This is a genomic window from Streptomyces sp. ISL-94, from assembly GCF_018614075.1.
Classification (GTDB): domain Bacteria; phylum Actinomycetota; class Actinomycetes; order Streptomycetales; family Streptomycetaceae; genus Streptomyces.
Window position 1 is genome coordinate 53,767 of record NZ_JAGGOZ010000027.1, and the last position, 20,289, is coordinate 74,055.

Genomic DNA, 20,289 nt, shown 5'->3' on the forward strand with positions numbered 1-20,289 from the left:
GCCTTCTGCTGCATGCCCCGCGTCTTCGCGGCGACCGACTGCACGTCCCTGCCCCGGCAGGCCGGGCGCCCGATGCGGCAAGAATGGGGGGCATGACCAGCGACAGCGAGAACACCCCCGAGATGCCCGACTGGGAGAAGCGCTTCCGGGCGCCGCGCGTCGGGCTGCCCGAGTGGGCGGAGGACGCCCCGGACCGTTGCCTCTTCGTCTCCAACGCGACGGGGACCTTCGAGCTCTACGCCTGGGACCGCGCCACCGGCGCACAGCGGCAGGCCACCGTCCGCCCCAACGGCACCACCGACGGCACCCTCTCCCCCGACGGCGAGTGGATCTGGTGGTTCTCCGACACCGACGGCGACGAGTTCGGCACCTGGGTGCGCCAGCCCTTCGCCGGCGGCCCCGACGAGCCGGCCACCCCCGGGCTGGAGCCCTCCTACCCGGCCGGGCTCGCGATCGGCCGGGACGGGACGGCGGTCGTCGGGCGTTCCACCGACTGGGGGTCCCCCCAGACGGAGTCCGGGGGAGGCTCGACCGTCCACGTGGTCCCCGCGGACGGCTCCGCGCCCACGGTGATCTACCGGCACCGGGAGTCGGCCGGCGTCGGCGACCTGTCCCGCGACGGAACGCTGGTCGCCATCGAGCACACCGAGCACGGTGACGCGATGCACTCCGCGGTGCGCGTGCTCACCCTCGACGGGACCACCGTCGCCGAGCTGGACGACTCCAAGGGCGGCACCGAGGAGCTGGGCCTGGAGGTGCTCGGTTTCGCGCCGGTCGCGGGCGACACCCGGCTGCTCGTCGGCCACCAGCGGCGCGGCCGCTGGGAGCCGATGGTGTGGGACGTGGCCTCCGGCTCCGAGGTGGGCCTGGCCATCGATCTGCCCGGCGATGTCAGCGCCGAATGGTACCCGGACGGCTCGGCCCTGCTGATCGCGCACAGCTTCGAGGCGCGCAGCGAGCTGTGGCGGTACGACCTGGCCGCGCGGGACCTCGTACGGGTGGACACGCCGCCGGGGACGGTTGCGGGTGCCACGGCGCGGCCCGACGGGACGGTGGAGTTCCTGTGGTCCTCGGCGGCCGAGCCCCCGGCGGTACGGTCCAACGCGGGCGGGATCGTCCTGGACCCGCCCGGCCTCCGCGCTCCGCGCTCCGTGCCGGTGGAGGACGTGTGGGTGGAGGGTCCGGGCGGCCGGATCCACGCGCTCGCCCAGCGGCCGGCCGGGCGGGGCGACGGTCCCTTCCCGACGGTGTTCGAGATCCACGGCGGGCCCACCTGGCACGACAGCGACGCCTTCGCGGCGACCCCGGCGGCCTGGCTGGACCACGGCTTCGCGGTCGTCCGGGTCAACTACCGCGGCTCGACCGGCTACGGCCGCGCGTGGACGGACGCCCTCAAGCACCGGGTCGGCCTGATCGAGCTGGAGGACATCGCCGCGGTCCGGGAGTGGGCTGTCTCCTCCGGCCTCGCGGACCCGGCGCGCATCGTCCTGTCGGGCGGCTCTTGGGGCGGCTACCTGACGCTGCTGGGGCTCGGCACGCAGCCGGGAGCGTGGGCCGTGGGCCTGGCCGCCGTACCGGTCGCGGACTACGTGACGGCCTACCACGACGAGATGGAGGCGCTGAAGTCCCTGGACCGCACCCTCTTCGGCGGGACGCCGGAGGAGGTCCCGGACCGCTTCGAGGCGTCCTCGCCGCTGACGTACGTGGACGCGGTGAAGGCCCCCGTCTACATCGCGGCGGGCGTCAACGACCCGCGCTGCCCGATCCGGCAGATCGACAACTACGTGGACCGGCTGGCGGCGCGCGAGGCGGTGCACGAGGTGTACCGGTACGACGCGGGGCACGGCTCGCTGGTCGTGGAGGAGCGGATCAAGCAGGTCCGGATGGAGCTGGAGTTCGCGCTGAAGCACCTGCCCGCCTGACCCTGCGGGAGGGCGACCGGTGCACCCACCGTACGGTGGTGGGGTGCACCGGTTTCTCCTGACCCCGCGCTGGTGGGGGATCAACGTCTTCGTCGCGCTCGCCGTTCCCTTCTGCCTGTTCATGGGGTCCTGGCAGCTCGGCCGGTTCGAGGACCGCGTCGACAGCCACCGGGAGGCGACCGCCGAGCGGCCCGCCGACCAGGCCGCCGCGCCGCTGGACTCGCTGCTTCCGGTGGACAAGAAGACCTCCGGGCGCCTGGCCTCGACCTCCGGGGAGTACGCCGAACAGCTGCTGGTCCCCGACCGGCGGCTCGACGGGAAGTCCGGCTTCTACGTCCTGACCCTGCTGAAGACCGACGCCGGCAAGGCCGTCCCGGTGGTCCGGGGCTGGCTGCCGGGGACCGCGGACGCGGCGAAGGCACCGGCCGCGCCGACGGGTCGGGTGGAGGTCACGGGCGCGCTCCAGGCCTCGGAGAACTCCGGTACGAAGGGGGTCCACTCCCAGGGCGGCCTGCCGGCCGGGCAGCTCGGGGTGATCGGGGCGGCCGCGCTGGTCAACATCGTCCCGTACGGCCTCTACGACGCCTGGCTGACCGTGCAGACGCCGGCGGACGGCATGACTCCGGTGCCCGCGCAGGCGCCGACCAACACCGGGCTCGACCTGAAGGCCTTCCAGAACCTCGGCTACACGGGCGAGTGGTTCGTCTTCGTCGCCTTCGTGCTCTTCATGTGGTTCCGGCTCTACCGCCGCGAGGTGGAGACCCTCCGCGACGCGGAAGCCGGGCTGGTGCCCGCAGCGGCGGACCAAGCCTGACCCAGGGCCCCCTTCCGGGGCGCGGGCCGGCTGCCCGGAGGGCTGGGCGTGCGCCGGGGCGTCCCCGCAGGGCGCCGAACACAGTCCCGCATCCCTGTCCGACCCGTGGCCACGTTCGGTGCCCGAGGAGACGCCCCGGCGCGTGCCCGGCCCGGCCGGAACCGCCACCCGAGGAGACGCCCCGGCACACCCGGCCCTCCGGGCCCGCCGGAACCGCCACCCCGCCCGGGAGGGCTACGGCTTCGGCGGGGAGTCCACCGGGATCGTGCCCGTCCGGTACAGCGTGCCGCCGCACGCCTCGGGAATCGTCGTCTGTGTGGTCGGAGACCCCGTCTGCGGCGTGTGCGACACCGCCACGCCGGCCGGTGCCGCGGGCTCGGCGCCCGTCTGCGGGTCCGTGGCCCCCGCCGTTCCGGAAGGCGCCGTCCCGGCGTCCCCGCTCTGTTCCTGCGGCGGCTTCGCGCTCGCGCCCGTGTCCGGGCTCTCCGCCGTACAGGCCTCCCCCGACGGCACCCACGCGAAGCGGACCTCGTACGCCGTGTTCGGCGGGAGCACCAGCACCGGAGCCTCCGCCGAGGGGTCCGGCAGGAGTCCGCTGGCCGGGTCCCCCGCCGTGTGGCCCACCACGGTGACCCCGGGGACCTTGCCGGGCACGGTGGCGGCCGCGGCGGCCGCCGTCACGGTGTCCGGGCCGGTGACACTGCAGCCCCGTGCGGAGACGTTGGTGACCTTGAAACTGCCGTACACCTTGCCGTCGGCCCGGGGGGCGCGGGCCGCGCCCACCACCCCCAGCTGCTCGGCTCCGCACCCGGGGACGCCCGCGGCGGCTGCCGGCGGGTACGGACCGCCACCGGCGGCCGGGGTGGTCGTGGCGCCGCCCGTTCCGGCCGAGGTACCGGCACCGCCGGACGGGCCGGCCGTCACGCCGCCGGACGGGAAACCGCCGAGGCTCGGCGCCGGCTGCCCGGTGATGCCGCCCGCGCCGGGTCCGGCACCGGCGGAGCGGGAGGACCTCGGATGGGCCCCGGAGCCGTTCTGGTGCGGATCGGACGGGGCGGCACCCGACGGGCCGCCCGGCTGCTCCCCGTGCCCGGCCATGGCCGAGTGCTCGGTGGGGCCGGCCTCGGCGGCCGTCATGTGCAGGGCGGCCGGGATCGCGGTCCCGGCGAGCAGGGCCACCGCCGCGGCGCCGACCAGGACCTGGCGCTTGAGGGTCCGGCGCGCGGGGACCGCGTACCGCAGCCGCTCCAGCGCCCCCTCGGAGGGCTCCAGTCCTTCGACGGCCCCGCGCAGCAGGCCGCGCAGGGCCTGCTCCTCGCTCGCGCCGCCCGGCGGAATGTGGTCGTCCATCATGACTGCGCAGCCTCCATCGCCACCCGCAGCGCGGCAATGCCCCGCGATCCGTACGCCTTCACCGAGCCGAGCGACACTCCGAGCGTCTCGGCGACCTGGGCTTCGGTCATGTCCGCGAAGTAGCGCAGCACCAGTACCTCTCGCTGGCGCCGCTGCAGTCCGCGCATCGCCTTGATCAGATCGTCCCGTTCCAGCTGGTCGTACGCGCCCTCCTCGGCGCTCGCCATGTTCGGCATCGGCTTCGACAGCAGCTTGAGGCCGAGGATGCGCCGGCGCAGGGCGGACCGGGAGAGGTTCACGACGGTCTGGCGCAGGTACGCCAGCGTCTTGTCCCGGTCGCGGACCCGGCTCCGGGCGGAGTGGACGCGGATGAACGCCTCCTGCACCACGTCCTCGCAGGAGGCGGTGTCGTCGAGGAGCAGGGCGGCGAGGCCGAGGAGCGAGCGGTAGTGCGCCTGGTAGGTCTCGGTGAGGTGGTCGACAGTGGTACCGGCCACCACCTCGGCTACCGCCTCGGCCGTCCCGGCCGCCGCGGCTGTCGCTCCGGCTATCCCGATCGTCCCGGCCGCCTCGGCCGTCCCGGCAGACTCGGCCGCCTCCGCCGGCCCGCCCTTGCCACTGCTCCCCACCGCCTCAGCGCTGTCGCGCGGCGCGGGCACGCGGCCGCCCCGGGTCGTCGTGGCTGCCCGTACGGACACCTCGGCCGGCCCGGCCGGCGGGACGGGAACGATCACGGGAAGACCGCCGCCGGGCACACGGGAGCCCCGGCGCGACGGGACGAACCCGGCGCGCGCCGGTAGGACGGCCAGTTCCAGCAATGCCTCTGCCACGCCAGTAGGACACGCGTCCCCCCGTCAGGGTTGTACGCGCGAGGCAGTCCAGCCAGCAATATCCCCATTGCCCTCATGCGTACCCGCTCTTCCCGATTGCCCCGTCTTTCGAGACGGCAGTCGGGCCATCACCTTGATCAAGGGATCAGCACCGATCCTACAAAGCGAATTACGCACATTCACCTGCGATCAGTTCCGCGATTTGCGTGGCATTCAGGGCGGCGCCCTTGCGGAGATTGTCCGCGCACACGAAGAACTCCAGCGCGCACCGGTCGTCGAGCGAGACCCGCACCCGCCCGACCCAGGCGGGATCCGTGCCCGCGGCGTCCGAAGGCGTCGGGAACTCCCCCGCCGCCGGGTCGTCCACGAGGACCACGCCCGGCGCGGCCTCCAGGATCTCCCGGGCGCGCACGGCTTTCACCTCGTTCTCGAAACGGGCCCGCACGGTGAGGGAATGCCCGGTCACCACCGGCACCTGTACGCAGGTCACCGCGACCGGGAGCTGCTCCAGCTGCAGGATCCGGCGCGTCTCCGCCCGTACGGCCAGCTCGTGGGAGGACCAGCCGTCCTCGCGCAGCTCACCCGACCAGGGCACGACGTTGAGGGCCAGCGGGGCAGCGAAGGGCCCGGTGTCCTCGCCCACGGCCCGGCGTACGTCACCGGGCTGCTCGCCCAGGGAGGTCCCGGCGACCAGCGACAGCTGGCGGCGCAGCACCTCGGAGCCGGCCCGGCCCGCGGCGCCCGCGGCCTGGTACGAGGAGACGGCCAGCTCGCAGAGGGAGTACTCGGCGTGCAGCGCGCCGAGGGCGGCGATCATCGCGGCGGTCACGCAGTCGGGGCCGGCGACGATCCCGCGCGGCCGGATCCGTACGGCGTGCGCGTTGACCTCGGGCACCACGAGCGGCACCTCGGGGTCCTCGCGGAAGGCGGCGGACTGGTCCACGACCACGGCTCCGCGCGCGGTCACGACGGGGGCCCACCGCGCCGAGACCTCGGCCGGGGTGAGGAAGAGTGCCACGTCGCCCGGACCGAGGCCGTCGAAGGCGTCCTCGGTGAGGGCGAGCACCTCGGTCTCCGCCGCGCGGACGGCCAGCGCGCGGCCGGCCGAGCGCGCGGAGGCGATCAGGCGTATGTCGCCCCAGACGTCCGCCCGCTGGGACAGGATCTGGAGCAGGACCGAACCGACTGCTCCGGTCGCTCCGACCACGGCGAGCGCCGGGCCGGAGGACCGGTTCGCGGTCATCGTCCGGTGCCTCCGTAGACGACGGCCTCGTCGCTGTCGGAGTCGAGGCCGAAGGCCGTGTGCACGGCGCGGACGGCCTCGTTGACGTCGTCCTGGCGGGTCACGACCGAGATGCGGATCTCGGAGGTGGAGATCAGCTCGATGTTGACACCCGCGTCGGACAGCGCCTGGAAGAAGGAGGCGGTGACGCCCGGGTTCGTCTTCATACCTGCGCCGACCAGGGAGATCTTGCCGATCTGGTCGTCGTAGCGCAGGGAGTCGAAGCCGATCTGGCCCTTCGCCTTCTCCAGGGCCTCGATGGCCTTGTGGCCCTCGGACTTGGGGAGCGTGAAGGAGATGTCGGTGAGGCCCGTGGAGGCCGCCGACACGTTCTGCACGATCATGTCGATGTTGATCTCGGCGTCCGCGATGGCACGGAAGATCGCCGCGGCCTCGCCCGGCTTGTCCGGGACGCCGACGACCGTGATCTTGGCTTCGGAGACGTCGTGAGCGACTCCGGAGATGATGGCGTGCTCCACCTGCTCGTCCCCTTGCGGCTGTTCGTTGCTGACCCAGGTTCCGCGCAGTCCGGAGAAGGACGAGCGGACGTGGATCGGGATGTTGTATCGGCGTGCGTACTCGACACAGCGGTGCAGCAGCACCTTGGAACCGGAGGCGGCGAGCTCCAGCATGTCCTCGGAGGAGATCCAGTCGAGCTTCCGGGCCTTCTTCACCACGCGCGGGTCGGCGGTGAAGACGCCGTCCACGTCGGTGTAGATCTCGCAGACCTCGGCGTCCAGCGCCGCGGCGAGCGCGACGGCGGTGGTGTCCGAGCCGCCGCGGCCGAGGGTGGTGATGTCCTTGGAGTCCGCGGACACGCCCTGGAAACCGGCGACGATGGCGATGTTGCCCTCGTCCAGCGCGGTGCGGATACGGCCCGGCGTGACATCGATGATGCGCGCTTTGTTGTGGACCGAGTCGGTGATGACGCCTGCCTGGCTACCGGTGAACGACTGGGCCTCGTGGCCCAGGTTTTTGATCGCCATGGCCAGCAGGGCCATGGAGATCCGCTCTCCGGCGGTCAGCAGCATGTCGAACTCACGCCCGGCAGGCATCGGGGATACCTGCTCGGCGAGATCGATCAGCTCGTCCGTCGTGTCGCCCATCGCGGAAACCACGACGACCACTTGGTGGCCGTTCTTCTTGGCATCCACGATCCGCTTGGCGACGCGCTTGATGCCCTCGGCATCGGCTACGGAGGAGCCTCCGTACTTCTGCACGACAAGGCCCACGTGCGCTCCTCGCTCAGTCCGTCTCATTGCTGGTGCAGTCTAACGAGCGGCCGCGATCCGACCGCTTCGTACCACATCATGAGACGAACAGATCAAAGAATACGTTCCCCGCCGCGCGGCCCGGGTTGTGCGCCGAGGGCGGGGTACGCATGGCCGGAGCGCGGGGCGCGGGGCGCCTCACTTGCGGCCGAGACCGCCGAGCTCCTCGGCCATGACCTGCCCGGCCTGCTCGGCGAGGTCGTCCTCCGCCAGGTCCTCGTCGGTGTCCAGGCCGTCCAGGGCCGCCAGCGGCTGGTCCAGCCGTACGTGCGCGATCAGCGACTGGAGGGCACGCAGGGTGGCCGAGGCCGTCGGGCCCCAGTTGGTGAAGTACGAGAACTGCCACCACCACAGCGCCTCGGTGATCCGGCCCGACTGGTGGTGGATGAGCCCGTGCCGCAGGTCGGCGACCACCTCGGCCAGGTCGTCGGAGATCCGGTGCGCCACCGGGGCCTTGCGCGGCTCGTACGGGTCGAAGACCTCGGAGTAGACGTCGACCGGCTCCAGCATCACCGCGAACCGCTCGCGCAGGTCGTCCACGTCCGGCTCCGGGCCGAGGTCGGGCTCGTAGCGCTCCTCGGGCAGTACGTCCTGGTACGCACCCAGCCGGCCCCCTGCCAGCAGCAGCTGGGAGACCTCCAGTAGGAGGAAGGGCACGGCGCTGTCCGGATCCTCGCCCTTGGCCACTTCCGTGACCGCGACGATGAACGACTCGATCTGGTCCGCGATCGAAGCGGCGAAATCGTCCGGGTCCTGGCCCAGAGCGTGCAGCGTTGCGTCAGACATCGAGAAGTCGCCTTCCTTCAAAGGCCCGCCCCAGCGTGACCTCGTCCGCGTACTCCAGATCTCCCCCGACGGGGAGCCCGCTGGCCAGGCGGGTGACCTTCAGGCCCATGGGCTTGATCATGCGGGCGAGGTAGGTGGCGGTCGCCTCGCCCTCCAGGTTCGGGTCGGTCGCCAGGATCAGCTCGGTGACCGTGCCGTCCGCGAGCCGCGCCAGCAGCTCGCGAATGCGCAGGTCGTCGGGGCCGACCCCCTCGATCGGGCTGATCGCGCCGCCGAGGACGTGGTACTTGCCCCGGAATTCGCGGGTCCGCTCGACGGCGACGACGTCCTTCGGTTCTTCCACGACACAGATGACCGTGGGGTCGCGGCGCGGGTCGCGGCAGATGCCGCACCGCTCCTCCTGCGCCACGTTCCCGCACACCGCGCAGAACCGGACCTTCTCCTTGACCTCCAGCAGCGCGTGCGCGAGGCGGCGGACGTCGGTGGGCTCGGCCTGCAGGATGTGGAAGGCGATCCGCTGCGCGCTCTTGGGCCCGACGCCGGGCAGCCTGCCCAGTTCGTCGATCAGGTCCTGGACCACGCCTTCGTACAACGGACTGCCTTCTTTCGATGTGGGGAGTACTACACGCCTACGTACTAGGTAGTGGGTACCGGGTACCGGTCCTAGAACGGAAGGCCGGGAATGCCGCTGCCGCCGCCCAGCCCCTGGGCCAAGGGGCCCAGCTTCTGCTGCTGGAGCGCCTGGGCATTCTCGTTGGCCGCCTGGACCGCCGCGACCACCAGGTCGGCGAGGGTCTCGGTGTCCTCCGGGTCCACCGCCTTCGGGTCGATCACCAGCGCGCGCAGTTCACCGGATCCGGTGACGGTCGCCTTGACGAGGCCGCCGCCGGCCTGGCCCTCGACCTCGGCCTGCGCGAGCTCTTCCTGGGCTGCGGCGAGGTCCTGCTGCATCTTCTGGGCCTGCTGGAGCAGCTGCTGCATGTTGGGCTGGCCACCACCGGGAATCACAGGTCACTCACTCCGTAGCGTCGGTCCAAGCCTGAGGCAGCTTGGTCAATCCGAGCCTACGTGCTCCCCGGGCGCCGCGCCCTACGCCGAGAGGACCAACTCTTTCGAGTGAGAGACAAGGCGTACGCGTACCTGATGGAAACCTCCTTGCGGGCGGAAATCCCGGGATTCGTTGTCCATCGAGTGTCATTGGAAGGTAGGAAGAGCATGCGCACCATTGCGCACACGCGCACCACCACACGTCAGCGCAGGCAGAGGGAGTGCCGGGTGAGCCAGCCGGAGATGCAGCCCGAGGGGCCACCCCGGGATCCCCGGGAGGAGGGCGGCGGTCCGACGGCGGGCGACCTGACCGGCAGGCCGTTCCCCCTGGGGGACTGGGGCGAGCCCGCCGAGCAGCTCGACGAGCTCTACCGGCGGGTCGAGGCCGACGCACTGCGCACCGCCGAGTGGTATCTGTCCGACCGGGCGTGGAAGCGCCGGGGGGCGCGCGTGCTGCGCGCCGGAGCGGCCGTGGGCGCCGTCGCGGGCGCCGCGATGCCGCTGCTGGAGCTGACGGGCTCGGCGCCGGGCGCCTCGGCGTACGGGTACCTGTCCCTCCTCTTGGGCGCGGCCTGTCTGGCCTGCGACCGGTTCTTCGGACTGACCTCGGGCTGGATGCGGGACGTGGCCACCGCCCAGGCCGTGCAGCGCCGACTCCAGACCCTCCAGTTCGACTGGGCCTCGGAGAACGTTCGAGAGGTGCTCGGCCCGACGGAGGGCACGGCCAGCGAGGCGGCCGAGCGCTGCCTCACGGTGCTGCGCCGCTTCTCGGAGGACGTGACGGAGCTGGTGCGCTCCGAGACCGCGGAGTGGATGGTGGAGTTCAGCTCCGGCCCTGCCCCACTGGTGATGCAGTCCCTGGGCGCCGCCGGCGCCCGCTCGGACGCGTACGTCCCCCCGGCCCGCTTCCCCCTCCCCCCGGGCACCCGCCCGAACATGCCCCGCCAACGCCCCCCGGAACAACCGCGCTGACCCTTCCAGCCCCGTCGGCGTTTGAGGCGGGGGCAATCAGCCTCGCCGGCGTTTGAGGGGGCAATCAGCCTCGCCGGCGTTTGAGGCGCAGGTCTGGGGTGGAGCCCCTGGGGTCCCCCCGGACGGAGTCTGGGGGGAGAAACGGCAGGGCGGCGCCTGCTCCGCGCAGCGGAACCCGCACCCGCCCACGCCCATGCCCGCCGCCCCGCGAGGCAGCCGCTCAGCTGAAGATGATCATCGACCCCTGGCCAAGGCTCCGCGTAGCCGCCGCATGCAACCCCAGCCACACATGCCGCTCCCGCGCAAACGGGCTGTCGTCATACGGCATCGGCCCCGCCGGCTCCTCCAACGACGTCGGCCGCCCCGGCGGAGCCGGCGCCGCGGGCGGGTTCGCCGGGTCTATCCCGATCGCCGGAGCCACGAAGACCAGCTCCCGCAGCAGCCCGTGCGCGGACCCCAGCGGCCCGCCCCCCGCCAACAGCTCCTCGTTCGCCAGCGGAGCCGGGAAGTCCACCGGCACGTACGCCCCCGCGTGGTCGTAGTGCCACACCAGGTGCGACTGCTGGGCCGTCGGCTCGAACATCTCCAGCAGCTGCTCGTAGTCCCCGCCCAGCTCGTCCACCGGCGTCACCGGCAGCCCGCAGATCTGGAGCAGGTAGGCCCTCCGCAGGAAATGCAGGGCGTCGTAGTCGAAGCCGGCCACCGGAGCCACGTCCCCGCTCAGGCCCGGCATGTAAGCGAACACGGGCACCGACGGCAGACCCGCCTCACCCAGCGCCTTGTCGTACGAGGCGATCTCTTCCGCGAAGGGGTTGTCGGGGCTGTGGCACAGCACGTCGACAAGGGGGACCAACCACAGGTCACAGGCCACGCGGGCTCCGATCAGTCGTTGCCGCCGATCGGGCCAGCGTAGTGCGCCGGACACTCTCCGCGAAGGGGTGCGCAGAACCGGGTGTACGGCGGGTGACGGCATGGCCCCGCGCAGCCACATCCGCCCGCGCCCCTAAAGGCCGGCGGCCCAGTCCAGACCGTGCTGGTTGTACTCGTGCACGATGCGCCGTACCTCGTCCGCGTCCGCCAGCGTCACCGCGTCCACCAGCTCGTTGTGCCCGCACCACAGCGCCGCGCGCAGCTGCGGCTCGCGCTGGAGGTGGGGTACGGCGAATACCCAGCACTGCACGCGGATGCGGTGCAGAAACTCCGAGATGTAGGTGTTGCCGACCAGCCCGCCCAGCTCCCGCCAGAAGCGGAGGTCGTAGCCGATCAGCACTTCGAGCGAACCGCTCTGCGCGGCCCTCCGCGCCTCCTCGGCCCGGCGGCGCACCGACACCAGCATTTCGCCGGAGCCGGGGGCGGTGCCGCGCTCGGCGAGCCGGCGGAAGATCCCGTCCACCACCAGCGCGCGCGCTTCGACCATGCCGCGGAAGTCGTCCACGGAGAAGATCCGCACGCGGAATCCGCGGTGCTGGACCAGTTCCAGCAGCCCCTGGGCCGAGAGGTCCACGAGCGCCTCGCGGACCGGGGTCGCGGAGACCTCGTACTGCTCGGCGATCTGCTTGACGGTGAACTCGGTCCCCGGCGGCAGGCGGCCCGCGAGCACCTCGTCACGCAGCGCGTCCGCGATCTGCTGGCGAAGTGTGTTGCGGGTGACAGCGCCGCTGCCTGGCATAAGGGTCCGTCTCCTCGATAGAACTCCGGACACCTTAGGCCAGACAGCGAGGCCGAAACCGAACGGTTCGTGATCGTTATACGGATCTACCGACTGTTATGCGGACGGGGAACCGGCCACCTGCGGCGGCGGCCCGGTCACCTGCGGCGGCGGCCCTGTCACCTGCCCTTTTGCCGCCCCCGGACCGCCGACCGCCCCCGCCGCACTGCGCCTATCCGGTTGTGGTGTGGCGGTCGGCGACCGCCAGGGCCTCGTCCAGCAGGGCCAGCCCCTCCTTCGCCTCCGACTCCGTGATCGTGCACGGCGGGACGACGTGCGTCCGGTTCATGTTGACGAAGGGCCAGAGCCCGGAGGCCTTGCAGGCCGCGGAGAACTCGGCCATGGGCGCGTTGGCGGCGCCCGCCGCGTTGTACGGGACGAGCGGCTCGCGCGTCTCCTTGTCCCGTACGAGTTCCAGGGCCCAGAAGGTGCCCAGGCCCCGCACCTCGCCGACCGACGGGTGCCGCTCGGCGATCTCGGCGAGCGCCGGGCCGATGACGTTCGTGCCGAGGTGGGCGGCGTGGTCGACGATCCCCTCGTCCTCCATCGCGTTGATCGTCGCGACGGCGGCGGCGCAGGCCAGGGGGTGGCCGGAGTACGTCAGTCCGCCCGGGTAGGGGCGGGTGGCGAAGGTCTCGGCGATGGCGGCGGAGATGGCGACGCCGCCGAGCGGCACGTACCCGCTGTTCACGCCCTTGGCGAAGGTGATCAGGTCGGGGGTGACCCCCCAGTTCTCGGCGGCGAACCATTTGCCGGTCCGCCCGAAGCCGGACATGACCTCGTCGAGGATGAAGACGATGCCGTGGGCGTCGCAGAGCTCGCGTACGCCGGCGAGGTAGCCGGGCGGCGGCGTCATGATCCCGGCGGTGCCGGGGACGCTCTCCAGGATGATCGCGGCGATGGTCGCCGGCCCCTCGAAGGCGATGGTGTCGGCGAGGTGCGCGAGGGCGCGCTCGCACTCCTCGGTCTCGGTGGCGGCATGGAAGGCGGAGCGGTAGAGGAACGGGCCCCAGAAGTGCACGACGCCGGCGGCAGCCGTGTCGGAGGGCCAGCGGCGCGGGTCGCCGGTGAGATTGATCGCGGCGGCGGTGGCGCCGTGGTACGAGCGGTAGGTGGACAGCACCTTCTGCCGGCCGGTGTGCAGCCGGGCCATGCGGACGGCGTTCTCGACGGCCTCGGCGCCGCCGTTGGTGAAGAAGATCTTGTCCAGGTCGCCGGGGGTCCGCTCGGCGATGAGGCGTGCGGCCTCGGAGCGGACGTCGACGGCGAAGCCCGGCGCGAGGGTGCAGAGCCGGGCGGCCTGCTCCTGGACGGCGGCGACGACCTTCGGGTGCTGGTGGCCGATGTTGGTGTTGACCAGCTGGGAGGAGAAGTCGAGGAAGCGGTTCCCGTCGTAGTCCCAGAAGTACGAGCCCTCGGCGCCGGCGACGGCCGGCGGGTCGATCAGGGCCTGGGCGGACCACGAGTGGAAGACGTGAGCGCGGTCGGCGGCCTTGACGGTCGCGCCGGTGACATGAGGGGTCATGCCGCCACGCTAGGAGTGTGCAGGTGGGAAGGGATATCGGCGGACTGTATGGGGTGAGGGTGCCACTCTCGGCAGTCTGTATGCGCGCCATGCATTGACAGCACACTGTCGCAATGACAGCCTTCTGTCATACGGAGCGGTGTCCAGACGCCGGAGGCGATCAAGATGAACGAAACGCCGGGCAAGCCCGTCCACCTGGCCGTCTACGACACGTACGCGGACTGGGAGGCCGGCCACACCACCGCCCACCTCACGCAGCGCGGTCACGAGATCCGTACGGTCGGCTTCGCCGCAGGGCAGCCGGTCACCACCATGGGCGGCGTCCGCATCCAGCCCGACCTGTCCCTCGCGGACCTGCGGCCCGAGGACTCCTCCCTCCTGATCCTGACCGGCGCCTCGCTCTGGGACACGACCGACGAACTGGCGCCCTTCGCGGCCAAGGCGAAGGAGTTCCTGACGGCGGGCGTCCCGGTGGCGGCGATCTGCGGAGCCACGGCCGGCCTGGCCCGGGCCGGCGTACTGGACGGCCGCAGGCACACCAGCGCGGTCTCCTTCTACCTGGCTGACCAGCCCGGCTACGCGGGAGCCGAGCACTACGTCGAGGCCGACGCGGTGACGGACGGCGACCTGATCACGGCCGGGCCGACGGAACCGGTGGCCTTCGCCCGCGAGGTCTTCGCCCGCCTCGGCGTCTACAAGCCGGATGTCCTGGACGCGTGGTACCGCCTGTTCCACGACTCGGACGCGAGCGCCTACCCCGTGCTGATGGCGGCGTCGAAAGCCGAGGCGTCGGAGGCTGCGGCGTCGCAGGCCGCGGCGTCGGAGGCCGGCGATGCCTGAGGAGCCCGCGCCGGAGGGCCTCTCGCTGCGCGCCCGTCAGGACCTGCTGAGCCGTACCGCACTCGGGATCTTCCGGCTGAACGGCCAGTTCCTCTCCGTCTCGGAGGAGCTGGCCCGGCCGGCCGGGCTGACGGCCGCCTGGTGGCAGGTGCTGGGCGCGGTCCTGGAGGGGCCCCTGCCCGTCGCGGGCATCGCCCGGGCGATGGGGATCACCCGGCAGAGCGTGCAGCGCATCGCGGACCTGCTGACCGCGAAGGGCTTGGCGGAGTACGTCCCGAACCCGGCTCACCGCCGGGCAAAACTCCTCCGCCCGACGGAGGCCGGCCGCGCGGCGGTGGCCCGCATCAACCCGGGCCACGCCTCCCTGGCCACCCGCCTCGCGGCAGAACTGGGCGACGCCGCCTTCGAGGAAACGGCCCGAGCCCTGGAACGCCTGACGAGAGCCCTCGAAACCCTCCAGTCCGCGGACACCCCGCTCCCGCAACAGAGCCCCACCCCCGGCCCGCACGACCCCACCCAGCCGGACCACAATCCAGCCTCGCCGGCGCTTGAGGCGCGGGGCGGGGGGCGGAGCCCCGATCCTTGAGCCGCACAGGCCTTGCAGCCGGCTCCCCCGCTGTCCCACGGCACCACTCACCGGCGCGCTCGCCGGCACGGACAACCCGCCGCTCACCTACCCCGTCGTCTACCGGGCCGTCTCCCTGTGGACGGTCCGGGACGGGGAGATCGTGGGCGCGCGGGAGTACTGGACCAGCCCCGGCCAGGACCCGGCACCCCGCTGGCGCGCGGGCTACGTCGAACCGCTGGTGGCCGACTGAGCCGACACGCCGCCCGGCGGTCCTACCCGGACCCCTCCCACGGCTCCACGAGGGCGTCCAGCTCCTCCCCGATGGTGGCACGCAGACCGTCATGGCGGCTGGTCAGCGCGTACTGCTCGGCTCGCCAGTACTCCTCCGCGTAGAGCCAGACGGGCAACCGGACCCGGTCGGCGGGCTCCCAGTCGTAGCGGGGCCAAATGTGGGCGTGCAGGTACGGGTCGGTGTTGCCGAGGATCTCGATGTTCACGCGGCGGAAGGCCGGGTCGAGCCGGCGGCAGGCGCGTTCGACCGCCTCGGCGAGCCGCTCCAGGTCGGTGAGGTACGCGATTCTGCGCGGCCGGGGCAGGTCGGAGAGCCGGGTCACTGAGGAGTCGTCGGTGAGCAGGACGGAGTACCCGGGCAGGAACTGCCGGTCCCCGATGGCGGCGAAGCCTGCGCCGAGGCGGCGCAGGACGGTGGGGTTCTGGCCGCGGTGCGCGGCGCCGATCCGGTCGTGACGCCAGTCGGTGTAGGTCATGCCGGAACAGTAAAGGGCAGTCCTCACCCGGGACTTCGACCCGCCCTTGACTCTCAGATACCCCCTGTCATACCTCAGAGCTACGCGGCAAGACGGCTCCGTAGCGTGACGCCGTCGAGGGGTGCCGATTTCTAACTTCGGTTGCAGAGGAGGGCGCTGACGGCTCTTCCCGACCGAAGGAAGAGCGATGGCAACGGGGACGACGGGCGCGGCGGGGACCACGAGACCGGCGGACACCGCAGGACCGGCAGGGGCGACGGTCACGGCCGGCCGAGATGGAGCGACACGCACGGAGGCGGGCGCGACCGCGGGCGCGCCCGCGGACCGCGGCTCGGCGGCGGGGTCCGCACGGTCCACCCCTCGGCCCACCGGTCGCCTGCGCCGCACGCTGCTGGCCTCCCTGGTCGCCGCGGCCGTGGTGTTCCCCATGTCCGCCGCCGCCTCCCCCAACGTCCCCGCCCCCGCGCCCGCCGCCTTCGCCGAGGACGCCGCACCGCACGACCGGTACGCCGCCAACCGCGCCAACCTCGCCGAGGCGGCCCGGATGGCCGAGGGCGCCGGCCGCACCGGCCGGGCCGCCAAGCTCCGTGCCATGGGGGCGGCCGGTGCGGCGCAGTTCCTCACCTTCGACGGCCGCGGGCGGGGCCGGGCCGTCGAGGTGTTCGGCGATCTGGAGAGCGCCGACCGGGTCACCGTGCTGGTCCCCGGATCGGACACGACGCTCGACACCTACCAGAGGTTCCGTGCCGGCGCCGTCTCCCTCCAGCAGCGCCTCCAGGCCGAGCATCCGCGCTCCGCCGTGGTCGCCTGGCTCGGGTACGACACCCCCGGCACGGTCAGCACGACCGTCCTGACCGCCGATCGCGCCGACGAGGCCGCTGCCGATCTGGGCCCCTTCCTCGACCGGTTGCGGGCCGTGTCAGGGTCCGGCAGCCGCCTCTCGCTCCTGTGCCACTCCTACGGTTCCGTGGTCTGCGCCCGGACCGGGCCGACCGGCCCCGCCGTCGTCGACATGGTCCTGTTCGGCAGTCCGGGAACGGGAGCCGAGTCCGCGCGGGACCTGCCGACGGGAGCCCGGGTCTGGGCGGGGCGCGGCACCGGCGACTGGATAGGGAACGTCCCGCACGTCCGGCTCGGCGGAGTCGGCTTCGGTACCGACCCCGTGGACCCCGCCTTCGGAGCGCGGGCCTTCGCCGCCGGCGCCGCCGGGCACAGCGACTACCTCAAGCCGGGCACCGAGTCCCTCGACAGCCTGGCCGCCATCGTCCTCGGCACCACGCCCGCTTCGGAGGTCCCCCATGCGTAAGCTACGCGCCCGCTGGACCGTCCTGGCCGAGGCCGTGGACTGCGCAACCCCGCCCGGCCGGGACCGGGCCGTGGACGCGCTGCGGGCCTTCGCGATCCTCGGCGTGGTGCTCGGCCACTGGCTGGTCACCGCCCTCACCACCGCCGAGGGCGGCCTGAGCACCACCAGTCCACTGGCCCACATGAGTTGGCTGGCCCCGGTGTCCTGGGTGTTCCAGACGCTGGCCGTGTTCTTCCTCGTCGGCGGGCACGTCGCCGCCCGCGGCTATGCCTCGGCGCGGGCCCGGGGGGACTCGTACCGCACCTGGGTCGGGCAGCGGCTGGGGCGGCTGTTCCGTCCGGTCGCCGCCGTGCTCACGCTGTGGGCGGTCGTGGCGGGCGGGATGCTGATCGGCGGAGTGGAGCTGAGTACCGTCCAGACGCTGGTCAAGCTGGTCCTCTCGCCCCTCTGGTTCCTCCTCGTCTTCGCCGCGCTGACCGCCGCGACCCCGCTTGTGGCCCGGCTGAGCCCCCTGTGGCCACTGGCCGTGGTGGCCGGGGTCGACCTGTGGCGCTTCCGATTCGACGGGCCCGAGTGGGCCGGCTGGATCAACGTGGCCGCCGGCTGGCTCGTCCCCTACACCCTGGGCGCCGCCTGGTCCCGGGGAGCGTTCGTCCGGCGCGGACCTGCCGTCCTCCTGCTCGCCGCGGGAAGCGCCGCGGCCGCCGCGCTGATCCTCTGGGGCGGGTACCCGGCGTCCATGGTGGGTGTCCCCGGGGCTCCGATATCGAACCTGAACCCGCCGACGCTCGCCGCTGTCGCGTTCGGGCTGGCCCAGTGCGGGCTGGCGCTGCTGGTGCGCGAGCCGCTGGCCCGGGCCATGCGACGGCCGGCGGCCTGGGCGAAGGTGGCCCTGGTGAACCTCTCCGCCATGACGGTCTTCCTCTGGCACCAGACCGCCATGATGGCCGTCACCGCCCTCGGGCTGCTGCTCCCGACCGACCTGCCCGGCCTGCACACCGTCCCGGATTCGGCGGAGTGGATAGCCGCCCGGCTCCTGTGGCTGCCGGTGTTCGCCACCGCGCTGACGCTCTGCTGGGCCGCGTTCCATACGTACGAACGGGGCCGGCGCCCCAAGCCGGGCACCCCCCGGCCCTCGCCCGTCCGCGGGTCCCACACCGCTGCGGGATCCCTCGCACCCACGCGGCCCAGGGTCGCGCCCGCCCGGGAGATCACCCATGCCTAGGGTGGAGGGCGTGAACGAGCAGAGCAGGCTCCCGGCCCAGGTCCCCGCGACGCGGGGCGACATGCTGCGGGCCACGGCGAAGGAACTGCTCACCCTGCGGCGGGATCCCCTCCCCCGGATGTCCCGGCCGCGGTGGCTGGCCCGGCTGCCGCACGTCATCGTCGCCTACGCCGCCGTCCTCTTCGGCTTCCTCACCATGGAACAGCTCGCCGACCACTACCACTTGACCGGCGCGGCCCCGCTGGTGATGGCGATCCTGACCGGGGTGTCCATCGCGCTCGCGATGTTCCGCCCGATCGCCGCGTGGTGGCTCGGCCTGATCGCGGCCGGCCTCGGCGCATGGGCGATGTACGACCACGTCGGTCAAGGACAGACCTGGCCCGGGACTCCCGGCGGGATCTTCGCCTTCGCCGTGGTGATCCTCCTGGTCGCCCTGCGGGTACCACCCCGCGTCACCATCGCGGTCATCACCGTCTCCGTCGCCTGCACCGGCCTGGCCGAGGCGCTGTTGAAGCCGGAGCACAGCGGGAGTACCGCCTTGGGCGGTGCCCTCCTGTTCGGCTTCGCGGGGCTGCTCGGCTATGCGCTGCGCGCACTGCGGCTGGCCCGCGGCGAGCTGGTCGAGCAGGAGACGCTCACCGAGGAGGAACGCGCCCGGCGCACCCTGCTCGAGGAGCGCAGCCGGATCGCCCGCGAGCTGCACGACGTCGTCGCACACCACATGTCGGTCATCTCCATCCAGGCCCAAGTCGCCCCGCACCTCGTGGAGAACCCTTCCGAGGAGCTCAAGGAGAACCTGGCGGGCATCCGGGAGAACGCGGTGGAGGCCCTCACCGAGCTGCGGCGGGTGCTGGGTGTGCTGCGCTCCGAGCAGCCGGATGATCCCGTCGCCCTGCAACATCCGCAGCCGACCCTCGCCGAGCTGGACGGCCTCGTGGACAACGTGCGCGGCGCCGGACTGGATGTGACCACCGAGATCGCGGGCATCCGGCGGCCGCTGACGCCCGGCGTCGAGCTGACCGCGTACCGGATCGTGCAGGAGGCGTTGAGCAACTGCCTGCGGCACGCGGCCGGTTCGCGCGTGGAGGTCGGCATCGCCTACGGGCCCCGCGATCTGCACCTGTGCATCGCCAATACGGCCCCGCCCCGACCGGCGCCGCCCTCGCCCGGTGCGGGACACGGGCTGCTGGGGATGCGGGAGCGGGCGGGCATGCTGGGGGGCGAGCTGGCCGCCGGTCCGCGACCCGACGGGGGGTACGAGGTGTCCGCCGTCCTCCCGATGGATCCGCAGGACCGGCCCGGCAGCTCCTCATCCGAGACGAAGAGGGAATCATGAGCACCCCGATCAAGGTGATGATCGCCGACGACCAGATGATGGTCCGGCAGGGCTTCACCGTGCTTCTCAACGCCCAGCCCGACATCGAGGTGGTCGGCCAGGCCGTGGACGGGGCGGACGCCGTGGCCAAGGTGGGCGAACTGGACCCGGATGTGGTCCTGATGGACATCCGTATGCCCGGAATGGGCGGCATCGAAGCCACGTCCGTCATCACGGGCGCCGCCGGCTCCACGGTGAAGGTGCTGGTGCTGACCACCTTCGACCTGGACGAGTACGTGTACGAAGCGCTGCGGGCCGGGGCCTCCGGGTTCCTGCTCAAGGACGCGTCCGCCGACCAGCTCGCGGAGGGGGTGCGGGTGGTGGCGGCCGGGGAGGCGCTGCTGTCGCCGAACATCACGAAGCGGCTCATCACGGAGTTCTCCCGGATGGGGGCGCCGCGGGCGCCGTCGCGGGCGCGGATCGACGAGCTGACGGAGCGGGAGACGGAGGTGCTGACGCTGGTCGCCCAGGGCCTGTCCAATGCGGAGATCGCGCAGCACCTGACGGTGGCGGAGCAGACGGTGAAGACCCATGTGGGCCGGATCCTCGTGAAGCTGGGCCTGCGGGACCGCACCCAGGCGGCGGTGTTCGCGTACGAGACGGGGCTGGTCCGTCCGACGGGCTACTGACCTGCCCCGGGTAGTACTTGAGAGGGATGCCGGGAAATCCCCTTGGGCGGCGATGCGGACCAGGGCGGT

At 72.6% G+C, this 20,289-nt stretch carries 20 protein-coding genes and 1 pseudogene; 10 read left to right on the top strand and 11 right to left on the bottom strand.

The features are described from left to right. The first annotated feature begins 83 nt into the window (after positions 1 to 83). The gene (locus J7E94_RS10410) at positions 84 to 1,922 is read left to right on the top strand and encodes a prolyl oligopeptidase family serine peptidase (RefSeq protein WP_215014282.1); all 1,839 of its coding nucleotides are present in this window, start codon (positions 84 to 86) and stop codon (positions 1,920 to 1,922) included. 43 nt (positions 1,923 to 1,965) lie between these two features. After that, complete coding sequence (locus J7E94_RS10415) at positions 1,966 to 2,736, top strand: SURF1 family protein (protein ID WP_215014283.1); 771 nt, start codon at positions 1,966 to 1,968, stop codon at positions 2,734 to 2,736. 234 nt (positions 2,737 to 2,970) lie between these two features. Here the strand turns inward: J7E94_RS10415 and J7E94_RS10420 are convergent, their stop codons facing one another. From J7E94_RS10420 to J7E94_RS10450, 7 genes are all read right to left on the bottom strand, one after another. Next, positions 2,971 to 4,089 carry a hypothetical protein gene (locus J7E94_RS10420; RefSeq protein WP_215014284.1) on the bottom strand — a complete coding sequence of 373 codons (1,119 nt, stop codon included), beginning with the start codon at positions 4,087 to 4,089 and terminating at the stop codon, positions 2,971 to 2,973. Beyond that, positions 4,086 to 4,844: a SigE family RNA polymerase sigma factor gene (locus J7E94_RS10425; RefSeq protein WP_374224421.1), complete on the bottom strand. Its 759-nt coding sequence runs from the start codon at positions 4,842 to 4,844 to the stop codon at positions 4,086 to 4,088. The genes J7E94_RS10420 and J7E94_RS10425 overlap by 4 nt, the downstream gene beginning before the upstream one ends. Positions 4,845 to 5,088: 244 nt before the next feature. After that, the gene (locus J7E94_RS10430) at positions 5,089 to 6,162 is read right to left on the bottom strand and encodes an aspartate-semialdehyde dehydrogenase (protein ID WP_215014286.1); all 1,074 of its coding nucleotides are present in this window, start codon (positions 6,160 to 6,162) and stop codon (positions 5,089 to 5,091) included. Continuing rightward, a complete protein-coding gene (locus J7E94_RS10435) occupies positions 6,159 to 7,433 on the bottom strand; it encodes an aspartate kinase (protein ID WP_215014288.1) in 1,275 nt (424 codons plus the stop codon). The genes J7E94_RS10430 and J7E94_RS10435 overlap by 4 nt, the downstream gene beginning before the upstream one ends. A gap of 177 nt (positions 7,434 to 7,610) precedes the next feature. Continuing rightward, a complete protein-coding gene (locus J7E94_RS10440) occupies positions 7,611 to 8,258 on the bottom strand; it encodes a DUF5063 domain-containing protein (protein WP_215014290.1) in 648 nt (215 codons plus the stop codon). Then, positions 8,251 to 8,850, bottom strand: a complete 600-nt coding sequence (recR, locus tag J7E94_RS10445) for a recombination mediator RecR (protein WP_215014292.1) — start codon at positions 8,848 to 8,850, stop codon at positions 8,251 to 8,253. Before recR ends, J7E94_RS10440 begins: the two co-directional genes overlap by 8 nt. 71 nt (positions 8,851 to 8,921) lie before the next feature. Next, positions 8,922 to 9,266 (bottom strand): YbaB/EbfC family nucleoid-associated protein, encoded by a 345-nt coding sequence (locus tag J7E94_RS10450; RefSeq protein WP_078892798.1) that lies wholly within the window; start codon positions 9,264 to 9,266, stop codon positions 8,922 to 8,924. 267 nt (positions 9,267 to 9,533) lie between these two features. Between J7E94_RS10450 and J7E94_RS10455 the strand changes: the two genes are divergently transcribed. Continuing rightward, complete coding sequence (locus tag J7E94_RS10455; protein WP_215014294.1) at positions 9,534 to 10,277, top strand: SLATT domain-containing protein; 744 nt, start codon at positions 9,534 to 9,536, stop codon at positions 10,275 to 10,277. A gap of 220 nt (positions 10,278 to 10,497) precedes the next feature. Here J7E94_RS10455 and J7E94_RS10460 read toward each other — a convergent pair whose 3' ends face one another. From J7E94_RS10460 to J7E94_RS10470, 3 genes are all read right to left on the bottom strand, one after another. Then, positions 10,498 to 11,148, bottom strand: a complete 651-nt coding sequence (locus J7E94_RS10460) for a hypothetical protein (RefSeq protein WP_215014296.1) — start codon at positions 11,146 to 11,148, stop codon at positions 10,498 to 10,500. Positions 11,149 to 11,280: 132 nt separating this feature from the next. Next, positions 11,281 to 11,946: a GntR family transcriptional regulator gene (locus J7E94_RS10465; RefSeq protein ID WP_215014297.1), complete on the bottom strand. Its 666-nt coding sequence runs from the start codon at positions 11,944 to 11,946 to the stop codon at positions 11,281 to 11,283. A 211-nt stretch (positions 11,947 to 12,157) separates the two neighbouring features. Next, on the bottom strand, positions 12,158 to 13,510 hold the full coding sequence (locus tag J7E94_RS10470; protein ID WP_215014299.1) for an aspartate aminotransferase family protein: 1,353 nt from the start codon (positions 13,508 to 13,510) through the stop codon (positions 12,158 to 12,160). A gap of 165 nt (positions 13,511 to 13,675) precedes the next feature. On the opposite strand from J7E94_RS10470, the gene J7E94_RS10475 reads away from it, so the two are divergent. The 3 genes and pseudogenes from J7E94_RS10475 to J7E94_RS35905 all read left to right on the top strand — a co-directional run bounded on the left by J7E94_RS10475 (position 13,676) and on the right by J7E94_RS35905 (position 15,168). Next, positions 13,676 to 14,350 carry a DJ-1/PfpI family protein gene (locus tag J7E94_RS10475; RefSeq protein WP_215014301.1) on the top strand — a complete coding sequence of 225 codons (675 nt, stop codon included), beginning with the start codon at positions 13,676 to 13,678 and terminating at the stop codon, positions 14,348 to 14,350. After that, positions 14,343 to 14,816, top strand: a pseudogene (locus J7E94_RS10480) (MarR family winged helix-turn-helix transcriptional regulator); the annotation flags it as partial. The gene J7E94_RS10475 and the pseudogene J7E94_RS10480, both read left to right, overlap by 8 nt. Positions 14,817 to 14,898: 82 nt before the next feature. Continuing rightward, positions 14,899 to 15,168: a hypothetical protein gene (locus tag J7E94_RS35905; protein WP_215014305.1), complete on the top strand. Its 270-nt coding sequence runs from the start codon at positions 14,899 to 14,901 to the stop codon at positions 15,166 to 15,168. A gap of 22 nt (positions 15,169 to 15,190) precedes the next feature. Here J7E94_RS35905 and J7E94_RS10490 read toward each other — a convergent pair whose 3' ends face one another. After that, positions 15,191 to 15,685, bottom strand: a complete 495-nt coding sequence (locus J7E94_RS10490; protein ID WP_215014307.1) for an HIT family protein — start codon at positions 15,683 to 15,685, stop codon at positions 15,191 to 15,193. Positions 15,686 to 15,872: 187 nt separating this feature from the next. Between J7E94_RS10490 and J7E94_RS10495 the strand changes: the two genes are divergently transcribed. Genes J7E94_RS10495 through J7E94_RS10510 form a run of 4 tightly spaced genes read left to right on the top strand, consistent with a single transcriptional unit; the run spans position 15,873 to position 20,220 of the window. Beyond that, the gene (locus J7E94_RS10495) at positions 15,873 to 16,991 is read left to right on the top strand and encodes an alpha/beta hydrolase (RefSeq protein WP_215014309.1); all 1,119 of its coding nucleotides are present in this window, start codon (positions 15,873 to 15,875) and stop codon (positions 16,989 to 16,991) included. Next, complete coding sequence (locus tag J7E94_RS10500) at positions 16,984 to 18,216, top strand: acyltransferase (RefSeq protein WP_215014311.1); 1,233 nt, start codon at positions 16,984 to 16,986, stop codon at positions 18,214 to 18,216. Before J7E94_RS10495 ends, J7E94_RS10500 begins: the two co-directional genes overlap by 8 nt. A 10-nt stretch (positions 18,217 to 18,226) precedes the next feature. Further along, positions 18,227 to 19,552: a histidine kinase gene (locus J7E94_RS10505; protein ID WP_308344837.1), complete on the top strand. Its 1,326-nt coding sequence runs from the start codon at positions 18,227 to 18,229 to the stop codon at positions 19,550 to 19,552. Further along, positions 19,549 to 20,220: a response regulator transcription factor gene (locus J7E94_RS10510; RefSeq protein ID WP_215014315.1), complete on the top strand. Its 672-nt coding sequence runs from the start codon at positions 19,549 to 19,551 to the stop codon at positions 20,218 to 20,220. The genes J7E94_RS10505 and J7E94_RS10510 overlap by 4 nt, the downstream gene beginning before the upstream one ends. Positions 20,221 to 20,289 lie beyond the last annotated feature (69 nt).